The sequence below is a fragment of the Stenotrophomonas sp. genome, assembly GCF_031995405.1.
GTDB lineage: Bacteria > Pseudomonadota > Gammaproteobacteria > Xanthomonadales > Xanthomonadaceae > Stenotrophomonas.
In genome coordinates this window covers 1-10,306 of the sequence record NZ_DAMAGC010000129.1, presented here as the reverse complement: position 1 = coordinate 10,306, position 10,306 = coordinate 1, and the positions used below count along the sequence as shown (strand labels likewise).

10 protein-coding genes are annotated in these 10,306 nt (G+C 68.7%); 6 read left to right on the top strand and 4 right to left on the bottom strand.

The genetic code is table 11. The features are described from left to right. Window positions 1-817, bottom strand: an 817-nt coding sequence (locus RTO53_RS17035; protein ID WP_312238914.1) for a discoidin domain-containing protein, incomplete at its 3' end; no start/stop codon positions are given. 139 nt (window positions 818-956) lie between these two features. After that, on the bottom strand, window positions 957-1,856 hold the full coding sequence (locus RTO53_RS17030; protein ID WP_312238913.1) for a LysR family transcriptional regulator: 900 nt from the start codon (window positions 1,854-1,856) through the stop codon (window positions 957-959). An 83-nt stretch (window positions 1,857-1,939) separates the two neighbouring features. Between RTO53_RS17030 and RTO53_RS17025 the strand changes: the two genes are divergently transcribed. Then, on the top strand, window positions 1,940-2,719 hold the full coding sequence (locus RTO53_RS17025; RefSeq protein WP_312238912.1) for an NAD(P)H-dependent oxidoreductase: 780 nt from the start codon (window positions 1,940-1,942) through the stop codon (window positions 2,717-2,719). On the opposite strand, the gene RTO53_RS17020 is transcribed toward RTO53_RS17025, so the two are convergent. Beyond that, on the bottom strand, window positions 2,704-3,156 hold the full coding sequence (locus RTO53_RS17020) for a GNAT family N-acetyltransferase (protein WP_312238911.1): 453 nt from the start codon (window positions 3,154-3,156) through the stop codon (window positions 2,704-2,706). The genes RTO53_RS17025 and RTO53_RS17020 overlap by 16 nt on opposite strands. A gap of 104 nt (window positions 3,157-3,260) precedes the next feature. Here RTO53_RS17020 and RTO53_RS17015 point away from each other — a divergent pair, with 104 nt between their 5' ends. The 5 genes from RTO53_RS17015 (at window position 3,261) to RTO53_RS16995 (ending at window position 9,397) form a co-directional block, all read left to right on the top strand. Beyond that, entirely contained in the window at window positions 3,261-4,076 is an 816-nt protein-coding gene (locus RTO53_RS17015; protein WP_312238910.1) for an APH(3')-II family aminoglycoside O-phosphotransferase, read from the top strand. Between the two features lie 144 nt (window positions 4,077-4,220). After that, on the top strand, window positions 4,221-4,748 hold the full coding sequence (locus tag RTO53_RS17010; RefSeq protein WP_312238909.1) for a DUF3592 domain-containing protein: 528 nt from the start codon (window positions 4,221-4,223) through the stop codon (window positions 4,746-4,748). Between the two features lie 92 nt (window positions 4,749-4,840). After that, window positions 4,841-6,055: a hypothetical protein gene (locus tag RTO53_RS17005; RefSeq protein ID WP_312238908.1), complete on the top strand. Its 1,215-nt coding sequence runs from the start codon at window positions 4,841-4,843 to the stop codon at window positions 6,053-6,055. Further along, complete coding sequence (locus RTO53_RS17000) at window positions 6,052-8,250, top strand: hypothetical protein (protein WP_312238907.1); 2,199 nt, start codon at window positions 6,052-6,054, stop codon at window positions 8,248-8,250. Before RTO53_RS17005 ends, RTO53_RS17000 begins: the two co-directional genes overlap by 4 nt. Window positions 8,251-8,368: 118 nt before the next feature. Next, window positions 8,369-9,397: an aminoglycoside phosphotransferase family protein gene (locus tag RTO53_RS16995; protein ID WP_312238906.1), complete on the top strand. Its 1,029-nt coding sequence runs from the start codon at window positions 8,369-8,371 to the stop codon at window positions 9,395-9,397. A gap of 1 nt (window position 9,398) precedes the next feature. Here the strand turns inward: RTO53_RS16995 and RTO53_RS16990 are convergent, their stop codons facing one another. Then, the gene (locus tag RTO53_RS16990) at window positions 9,399-10,268 is read right to left on the bottom strand and encodes a DMT family transporter (RefSeq protein WP_312238915.1); all 870 of its coding nucleotides are present in this window, start codon (window positions 10,266-10,268) and stop codon (window positions 9,399-9,401) included. Between the last annotated feature and the right edge of the window lie 38 nt (window positions 10,269-10,306).

The following is a 10,306-nucleotide window of genomic DNA, read 5'->3' as shown; positions in this document are numbered from 1 at the left end:
GTGCGTCGCCGGCCACGCTCAGGCGCAACGCCTTGGCCGTCACCGGCGCGGTGCCGGCCAGCCAGCTCTGCTCGCGGCTGCCGGCCTGTGCATCGGCGGCCAGTTCGCGCCAGGCACCCTGCGTGTCCTGCACCTGCAGCCGCGCCGCGCCATGCGCGCCGGCCCATTCCACCACCAGGCCGGTGGTGGCTTGCGCGCGGGGCAGGGTGATATCGAAGGCGTGGGTGTTGCTCTTCAGCATGGGCATCGAGACCGCCCCGCCGCCCTGCCACAGCGCGGCGGCCTGCTGCGGGGTGAGCGCGGCCACGCGCGCGCTGGAGGTGCTGTCCAGAGGCTCCAGCTCGAAGATGGACACCCCCCAGTCGGAGGTGCGGTCCGGGCTGGCCAGGCGCAGGTAGCGTGCCTGGCGCGGGGCGAAGAACAACGTTTCGATGCCGCCGAGCGCGTCGGTCATGCTGTAGGCGGGCTGCCACTGCTTGCCGTCCAGCGAGGTCTGCAGCGTGTAACCCTCCGGGTTGGAGACATCCCAGGTAATTTGCGCGCCGCTGACCGAAGCCGGTTTGCCCAGGTCCACCTGGAACCAGTGGCCGGGGCTGAAGGCGCCGCCGGTGACGGTCTTCGGGTCGCCATCGATGAGGTGGTTCACCGCCATGGCCGGCACCTGCTGCGAGGAGCTGCTGGCCTGCCATTGGCTGCGTGGCGGCAGGTTCTGGGCTGAAGCGGTCACCGCCAGCATCAGGACCGGGAGGAGCAGGGCGCGCGCGCGACCATGTGTTGGTGCACGCGGGACAGTGCAGCGATTGGCAGGCAACCCCATCAAGCTCTCCTCGGCAACCCTCGACATGAGGTGAAGCCAACGCTAGCAGGGGATGTAATCGTTTACATGACGCGTCGCAATATCACCTTGTGCGCGGCGCATCCAGGCGCTGTTCGGCTGCGCCCATCCGCCGGGCCCGTCATCCCAGGCTGGCCAGGATCCGGTCGCGCAGCCATCGATGTGCCGGATCGCGGTGCACGCGCTCATGCCAGAGCATCACCATTTCGAAGCCCGGCACATCGATCGGGGCCGGTACCGCCTTCAGCGCGGGGTCCTGCTCGACCAGACGCGAGGGCATCATCGCAACCAGGTCGGTGCGCAGCAGCACATTGCGCAGAAACAGGAAGTGCGGCACCGACAACACCACGTTGCGGCGGGCGCCCGCATGCGCCAGCGCGCTATCCGTATTGCCATGGAAGCCGCCGCCGTCGGGTGAGACGATCACATGGTCCAGTGCGCAGAACTGCCTTAGCGTTGGCCGACGTTTGAGGCGCGGATGGTCGCGCCTTCCGGCCAGTACATAGCGCTCCTGGAACAGCGGCCGGTGATGCAGGCTCGGCGGTGCCTCGGCGGTGATGTGGATGGCCAGGTCGATTGCACCGCGCTCGCTCTGCTGCACCATCTGGCCCGGCACCAGGCCTAGCACCGCCACCCGGGTGCGGGGCGCGGCCTGCCGCAGGCCGGGCAGCGCCGGTAGCACGACGGTGGTTGCGCCGAAGTCGGAGGCCATGATCCGCCAGGTGAGGTCGGCCAGTGCCGGGTCGAAGGCCTGCGTTGGCGCCACTGCGCGTTGAAGCGCGCTCAACGCTTCGGCCAAAGGCTCGCGCAACGCCTCGGCGCGGGCGGTGGCGCGCATGCCGCGTGGGCCTGGCAACAGCAGGGGATCATCGAACAGCTGCCGTAGCCGCGAGAGTTGCACGCTGACCGTGGGCTGGGCCAGGTGCAGGCGTTCGGCGGCGCGCGTGACGTTGAGCTCTTCGAGCAGCGCCTGCAGCGTGACCAGCAGGTTGAGGTCGATGCGACGCAGTGAATTGTCCATGACAATGCCTGGGATTACAGGAATTCATTTCTACTATACCGACGGCGCGCCTACCGTGGCGGCACTCCCTCCATGGATCGCCCATGAACGTCCTGCTTGTCTATGCCCACCCTGAAGCCACCTCGCTCAACGGTTCCCTCAAGGATTTCACCGTCCAACATCTTGAACAGGCCGGCCATGTCGTGCAGGTGTCCGATCTTTACGCGATGCGCTGGAAAGCGCAGGTCGATGCGGACGACCATGTGGGCCGCGACGCATCGGCGCCGTTCCACGCGTCGCTGGACTCGCGACAGGCTTTCGCCACCGGTGCCCAGAGCGCGGATATCGCCGCCGAGCAGTGCAAGCTGCGCTGGGCCGACGCGGTCATCCTGCAGTTTCCCTTGTGGTGGTTCTCGATGCCGGCGATCCTTAAAGGGTGGGTCGACCGCGTATATGCGTACGGCTTCGCCTACGGTGTCGGTGAGCATTCCGACACACACTGGGGCGACCGCTATGGCGAGGGCGCGATGTCCGGCAAGCGCGCGATGCTGGTGGTGACGACCGGTGGCTGGGAATCGCACTACGGTCCGCGTGGCATCAACGGGCCGATCGAGGACGTGCTGTTTCCGATCCAGCACGGCATCCTGTTCTATCCCGGCTTCGAGGTGCTGCCCGCGCACGTCATCTACCGAACCAGCCGGGTTGATCAGGCTGCATATCCCGGCCTGCTGGAACAGCTGGGCAAGCGCCTGGATGGATTGGCCAGCGATCCGGTCATCGCCTACCGCCGGCAGAACGGCGGCGACTACGTGATTCCCGCGCTCACACTGCGCGAGGCGCTGGCCGAGGGCGAGGCCGGGCTGGGCATTCACACCGCAGGCTGAGCGGCACCTGCGAGATCCCGGAACAACACCTTCTCCGGATCGCCCGGATCCAGGTTGTCGATCTGCCCGCTGGCAATGAAGCCATTGCGCGCCAGCAAGGCGTGCATCGGCGCGTTTGACGCGTTGGTGGAGGTGAACAGGCGTGGTCGCTCGCAGCGTGACACCAGATGCTGCAGCAGCGCTTTACCCAGGCCCCGGCGACGAAACTCCTTGCCGACCATCAGCATCTCGATGAAGCCGCTGTCGAAGAAGTGATGGTGGAGCACGCCGTAGGCGGCAACACGCGCGTCGAGCAGCAGCAGGTGGCAGTGGCGTGCCGCCACCCACTGCTGAAGCAGTCCGGCGCGGCGAGGATCGTCCGCGGCCACGCTGTCGATGCCGATCAGCGAGGGCAGGTCGTCGGCGCGGGCGAGCCGGAAGTGGACGGTGTTCCCCAAGGGCGGTCCGGTGGTAGCGGTAGGTCGAGCGTAGTCCAGGCACGTGCAGGAAGCCACAGGGTGCAGGGGCTTGCATTTTCGCCCGGCGACGGCAGGATGCGTGCATGCAGACTGCGCCTCTTACGCCGCTCGATGACGACGGCCTCATGCTGCCCACAGCGTGGCGCAGCCGTCTGGCCGATGCCCGTATCGAAGCATGTGCCATCGGCATGTCGCGCGCGGACGTGTTCCGGGTGCGCGGCCGCGACGGCCCGGAGCGGTTCCTGAAGACCGAGCAGATCGATGCGGTCAGCGAACTCCATGATGAGATCGCACGCCTGCACTGGCTGCATGCGCAGGGCGTGCCGGTCCCGGAGGTGCTCGATGCCGTCGAGGAAAACGGTCGCCGTTGGCTGTTGATGACCGCGCTGCCCGGTGCCGACCTGGCCGCGTCGTCCGCGCTGGCGCCGGCGCAGGTGGTGGTGCTCATGGCCGATGCGTTGAAGCGGTTGCACGCCCTTCCGGTGTCGGGTTGCCCGTTCGACCACCGCGTGTCCCGGCGCCTGGCCGCAGCGAAGGCGAGACTGGCGGCAGGGCAGGTGGATGCCGAGGATTTCGATGACGAGCGGCAGGGCCAATCGGCAGACCAGGTGTTTGTGGAACTGCTGGCGACGGTGCCGGCGCAGCCGCAGGCGGATCTGGTGGTCACCCACGGCGATGCGTGCCTGCCCAACCTGATCGCCGAGGACGGCCGTTTCAGCGGCTTCATCGATTGCGGCCGCGCGGGCGTGGCCGACCGTTACCAGGATCTGGCGTTGGCCGCGCGCAGCATCGCCGACGACCTGGGCGAGGCCTGGGTGCAGCCGTTCTTCGCGCACTATGGCATCGCACCGGACCCACAGCGGCTGGCGTTCTACCGGCTGCTGGACGAATTCTTCTGACCGTCCCTGCTTGACGCATCGTCAAGCGCGGAACACCGCAACTTGACGTGCTGGCGGTTCACGCCTGCGCCGCACATCCCCACACTTCCCCGGTGCCAGCGCACATCCGCTGCTGGCGACAGCGATCACTACCGGGGGACCACCATGATCAGCATTCCTGTTTCCGCCACTTCGCATGCACGCCTTACCCGGGCCGCGCGCTGGCTGTGCATCCTTGGCTACGTCATCCTGGCCATGGTGTTTTCCGGCTCGGCGCTCAGCGGCCACCGCCAGGCCGAGGCGATCCTCAAGGACGCGGTCAGCGTGCAGGTGCCGGTGCAGCTGGACCATATCGAGGAGAGCCGGCGCAAGGGCCGTGTGAGCCACACCTATCAGTTCCGCTACCAGTTCGTCGTCGACGGTGTGGCCCGGAACGGTGAATTCAGTACGTCCGAAGACAATGCCGCACCGTATCTGCAGGAGGGCGCGCAGGTCGAGGTGGCCTATGCCCGCGCCGATCCGTCGCGCTTCGAACGCATGGATCGGTTGCAGGGCCAGAAGAGCCTGGGGGCGGTGCTGGGGCGGCTGTCGGTGGGTGTGGTCCTGCTCGGCGTGCTGGTCTTCGTGGTGTTCCTGCTGCTGACCCGCAAGCTGTTCGTGGTGCGCCAGCCGGCCAGTGCGTCGGCGGCCTGACGACAGCGGTTTCCAGGCAGGACACGCGCATGGTTGACAGCCGAAACGGCCACGGTAGGGTGGCCGATTCCCGCCCGTTCTGGTCCTTCCCCATGCCTGTCCCGGAGTTCGCCGAACTGCTGTCGCGCCACATGCGTCGCATCCGGGCCAGTGCAGGTGGGGTGGCCGCCGAGATCGGCATCAGCCGCGAGGCGGTCAACAACTGGCGCTCGGGCGCGTCGCTGCCCAGCCGTCGTCATCGCGACCGCGTGCTGGCGTGTGCCAACTACCTGCGACTGACCGAAACGGAGAGCAACGCACTGCTGTGCTCGGCCGGTTTCGAGCCGGAGTTTCCGGTGGAACCGGTCGCATCCGTGCCGACCACGACCACGCCGATCCCGGCCACGGTGGTGCGTCTGTTCGACCGCCTGCAGGCGCTGCGTCCGTACCCGGTCAGCCTGTTGTTGACCCAGGCCCACTGGGGCCAGCCGCCCGAGCGCGAAGCCATCCTGGCAGAAGCGGCACATCGCTACGGTGGCGACCGCGTGCTGCACCTCCAGCCACCGTTCCGCGCAGGCGAGGGCGACCAGGACTACTTCGCGCTGCTTGCCGCACAGTGCGGACTGGACGATGCCGCCTCCGACACCGCCTTCGAAGCAGCACTGGCGCGCCGACTGCAGCAGCCCGGTGCGCTGTTCTGCCTGGTCAGCCGCTTCGAGCAGGGCGCGCCCGGACCGCGCGATGTGCTGGCCGGCATCCTGCGCAGCCTCAGCGAGATGTACAGCGGCAAGCTGCATCTGCTGATCTGTGGTGGCGCGGCGCTGGCCGACCTGAAGTACCAGGGCGGTGATCTGTCGCTGCTCAACATCGCCGCCAGCGAACAGTGGCCGGAGTTGAGCGTCGAGGACCTGCAGCGCAACGCGGCCAACGTGCCCGATTACCTGCTTGCCCGCGCGCTGCATCTGTCCGGCGGCCATCCGTTGCTGGCGCAGGCGGCGCTGACCCTGCTGGCCACGCCGTCAGCCGATGCCACGCTCGACGACGAGGCGGTGATCGCCACGCTGTCCACCCATCCGCGGCTGTGGGAAGCGTTGTTGCCGCTGCTGCGTGAGCCGGCGGCGCGCACCGCCATCGACGCATGGCTGGATCGCCCGCGCCTTGCCCCCGCGCGACCGTACCTGGTCGATCCGGTGCTGCGGCAGTTGTACTGGCACAACCTGCTCACCGCGCGCCCGCATGCCGATGGCGCCTGGCTGGAATGGCGCTGCGAGGCGATCCGGCGCACGGCGCGACAGGTGATCGACAGCCTTGCCGGATTGCCCGCGTGAGCCGGCTCGGCCGCTTGCCGGGGTGGCGAACCTGGCGGCTGGTGCTGATCGCGGCAGCGGCCTGGTTCGTCGGCAGTCTGTTCGTCGCCCCGATGTTGAACCCATGGGTGGCGTGGACGATCGCGCACGATGGCGAAAGCATGATGCTGATGCAGGGCGCTCGCTACGACATGATGTACCTGCGCGAGGAAGCCCAAGGCTACTGGGAGCGGGAAGGGAAGTGGCCTGACGCGGTCGCCGTGCCCGGCGTGCACGACCCGGCCGAGGCAGTGGTGGTGGCCGAGGTGCCTGCGCCGTATGTGGTGCGCGTGCGCTTCACCGATCGGTTCCCGTCCAGTGCCGGGCTGGCCGGCACGGCGCTGGACTTCACCCTCGAGCCGTCCACGGGGCGCTGGCGCTGCCAGCCCGGCAACCCGGCGCCGCCGTCGCGTTGGCAGGCGCCGGACTGCCAGGCGCGCACGCCATGGACCATCATCGAATGGCTGGGCCTGCTGCTTGGCATCGCGGTGCTGGCGTTCATCGTGCTGGGCCTGGTCTGGTATCGCGTGCGGCCGGCGGTGGCCGAGGTCCTGCGCGAACCGCGGCGCCTGTTCGACCAGCCGCTGCCGGCACTGCCTGCGCTGGACCGGCAACTGGGTTGGCTGCGCCTGCGCGGGCGCGTGCTGGCCGATGCCGGCGTGGCCAGCGTGCGCTGGCGCGAGGCACTGCGCCAGTCGCGGGTATCGGCCGGGGCGCAGGCGGCACTACTGGCCGCGCGGATCGGCGCCGCCGATGCGCCAGCGCAGGGATGGACCTTGCCCGGCAGCGTGCGCGAATGGACCTTGCCCGACGCCCTGCCGTTGGCGCTGGAACGGCTGTGGGTGTATCTGCCGGAGCGCGGCATGGGCGGGCAGGCGATCGTGCAGCAACTGCGCGCCATGCCCAATGGACAGGATGTGGTGATGGTGGTCAGCCCGTCGGCGCTGGCCGAGCCGGCGCTGGTCGCCCATGCCGATGACCCGGCCAACCTGTGCGTCTGCCTGGATCTGGCCGCGCAGACGCGCTGGCTGCTGCAGCCCGGCGCGTTGGGGCAGTTGCAGGCGCTGCTGACGCGCCAGTTGAAGGTCACCCGCATTTCCCCCTACCAGACCCATGGCGGCATTACCCGGCCGTCTGCATTCTTCGGCCGCGCCGCGCTGCTGGCACGGGTGCTCAATCGCGAGCCGGGCAACTACCTGTTGGTGGGTGGGCGGCAGCTGGGCAAGACGAGCCTGATGAAGGCGATCGAGCGGCGCTTCGCCGGCCATCCGCGCGTGCACTGTCGTTACCTGTCGCTGCGCGATCACCGCCTGAGCGTACGCCTGGCAGTGGAGCTGGGCCTGCCCGAGGACGCCGGCATCGATGCGCTGGTCGCCGCCTTGTCCGCGCAGGCCGAGGGCCGACGGGTGCTGCTGTTGATCGATGAAACCGACCTGTTCCTGCGCGCCGAGGCCAGCGCGGGCTATCCGCAGCTGGGTGCGTTACGGGCCATCAGCGAGGAAGGGCGCTGCCACTTCATGCTGGCCGGCTTCTGGGATCTGTATGAAGCGGTGACGCTGGATTTCGCTTCGCCACTGCGCAACTTCGGCGAAGTGATCCACGTCGCTGGCCTGGAGGACGAGGCCTGCCAGGCGCTGGCGAGCGAACCGATGGCCAGGTTGGGCGTGCACTACGCCACGCCGGAACTGCCGCGTCGTTTGGTGGCCGCGTGTGGTCGGCGCGCCAACCTGGTGGCGATCGTGTGCCAGCAGCTGCTGGCGCAACTGGGACGCGGCGAGCGGGTGATCGATGCGGCGCAGCTGCACGCCGCGCTGGTGGCCGAGCCGGTGTTCGATGCGCTGGCCGGATGGGCGCGCCTGACCCCCGATCCGGTGGCCAATCGGATCGACCGCATCGTGGTGTACCGGCTCGCGGCCGAGCAGCTGGACGGCAGCGGTGGGGGCGGCGCGACCCTGGAGGATCTGCTGGCCGACTTCGATGCGGCCGGCGTGGTCGTCGATCCGGAGTCGCTGCGGCGAGCGCTGGCGCGGTTGCAGCTGGCCTTCGTCATCCGCCGCGACGACGATGGCCTGCGTTACGCGTTCGCGGTGCCACTGTTTGCGACCCAGTTCCAGCGGGAAGAGGCGCGCACGCTGCAGCAACGCGAGCTGCAGGCGCTGACGGCATCGTTGATATAGGAATCGTCCGAATTCATGTGGCGAAACGTGCCGATCACGTCACAGCGTGACGCAATACGCTGCCAGTTCGCCTCGATTCTGCGATAGTGGACACATGTTCGTGCATCACGGCGATTTGATGCTGCATCCTCAGGAATTGTCTTCTTCGCACATCGCTGCCGTGCTGGCACAGGCGTGGGGCGTGCGCGCCACCTCGGTGGTACAGCGTCCGGCCGGTGCCGATGCCGGTGCCACGGTCTATCAGATTGGCGCGCATGACGGCACACGCTGGTGGTTGAAGTGTCGCCGCTATGCGGTGGATGAAGCGGTGTGGCAGGTCCTGCAGTACCTGCGCGTTTCGCTGGGGCTGGCCGAGGTGGCCGCGCCGCAGCCGGCGCTGGACGGTGCACCGGCGGTGCGCGCGGAGGGCCTGCAGTGGACTCTGTTCGCCTATGTCGAGGGCCAGTCCGGATTCGAAGCGGCGTTGTCCCAGCAGCAATGGCGTCGGCTGGGCGAGGTGCTGCGCCAGGTGCACGAGGCGCGTTTGCCGGAGACCCTTGCCGCCGGACTGGCGCAACCTGGCTTCGACGATGACACCGCAGTGGAACGCGTGGGGGCCTGGTTGCGCCGGGGTGATGCGCGCTGGCCGCTGTCCGATGACCTGTCTGCGCAATACCTGCGTGCCTGGCGCCAGCATCGGCCGCGTATCGCCGAGGTCTGGCAGCGCTGCGTGGACCTGCGCGAACGGCTGGTCCGGCATCCGATCCGGCGGGTGCTCTGCCACGGCGACCTGCACGCCGGCAACCTGCTGCTGCGCGCCGATGGTGGCCTGTGCCTGATCGATTGGGACGAGATGATGCTGGCCCCGCGCGAGCGCGACCTGATGCTGGTCGGTGCTGCGGTGGGCGGGCGTTGGGGGCGCGAGGACCCGCCGTGCTTCCGTGAAGGCTACGGCGATGTGGCCGTGGATGCGGCGCGCATCGCCTATTACCGGCACTGGCGGATCCTGCAGGACGTGCAGGAATTCCACGACCTGCTGCTGGAGCCGGGCGCCGCCTCGCGACCGCCTACCCAGCGTCGCCAGGCGCTGCGCTACATGGACGAACAGTTCGCGCCCGGCAACGTGGTCGACAGCGCCGCGCGCAGCTGGGCGGCGGCCACGGCCTGACTTACTCGCCGGGCTTGGCCCCGGCGCTGGCGGCCTGCGAGGCTGCGCGCCGCGATAGCACCGCTTCGCGATGGGCGATGTAGGCGTTGGCGCCGAGGATGATGGCGGCGCCGATCACCGTCCAGCGGTCCAGGGTTTCGCCAAACAGCAGCCAGCCCAGCACGGCCACCAATGGCAGCTGCATGAAGCTGATCGGGGTCAGTGCCGATACTTCCCCAAGGCGCAGCGCCCGTGTCCACAGCAGCTGGCCGACGGTGCCGAACAGCCCGGTCGCGGCCAGCCACAGCCACGCCATACCGGTCGGCCACACCCACACGAACACCGCCGGCAGCAGCGACAGCGGCACCCAGAACAGATAGGTGTAGAGCACCACCGCATCGGCGCTGTCCACGCGGGTGAGCTGCTTGATCTGGATGGCCACCAGCGAACTCAGCACGGCGGCCAGCACCGCCACCAGGGTGCCGGGGGTAAAGCTGGTCGAGCCGGGCCGCACGATGATCAGCACGCCGATGAAGCCGATGATGACCGCGGCCCAGCGGCGCGCGCGCACGGTCTCGCCCAGCCACAGAACGGCCGCGATGGTGACGAACAGCGGGGTGGAATAGGACAGTGAGATCGCCTGCGACATCGGCAGATGGCCGATCGCCCAGAACGCGCACAGCATCGAGGCCAGGCCGATCGCACTGCGCAGCAGGTAGCGCGGCAGCTGCCGCGTTCGCAGCGACCCGCGGCCGGGGCGCAGCAGCAGTGGCAGCAGCACCAGCAGGCCGAACGCGTTGCGGAAGAACGCCACTTCCTGGGTGGGCACGTGGGCGGTGGCGTAGCGGATCGCCACCGCCATCAGGCCGAACGCCAGCGTGCTGCCCAGCATCAACAGTGCCGCACGCAACGGGGTGGGAGCGGGCAGCG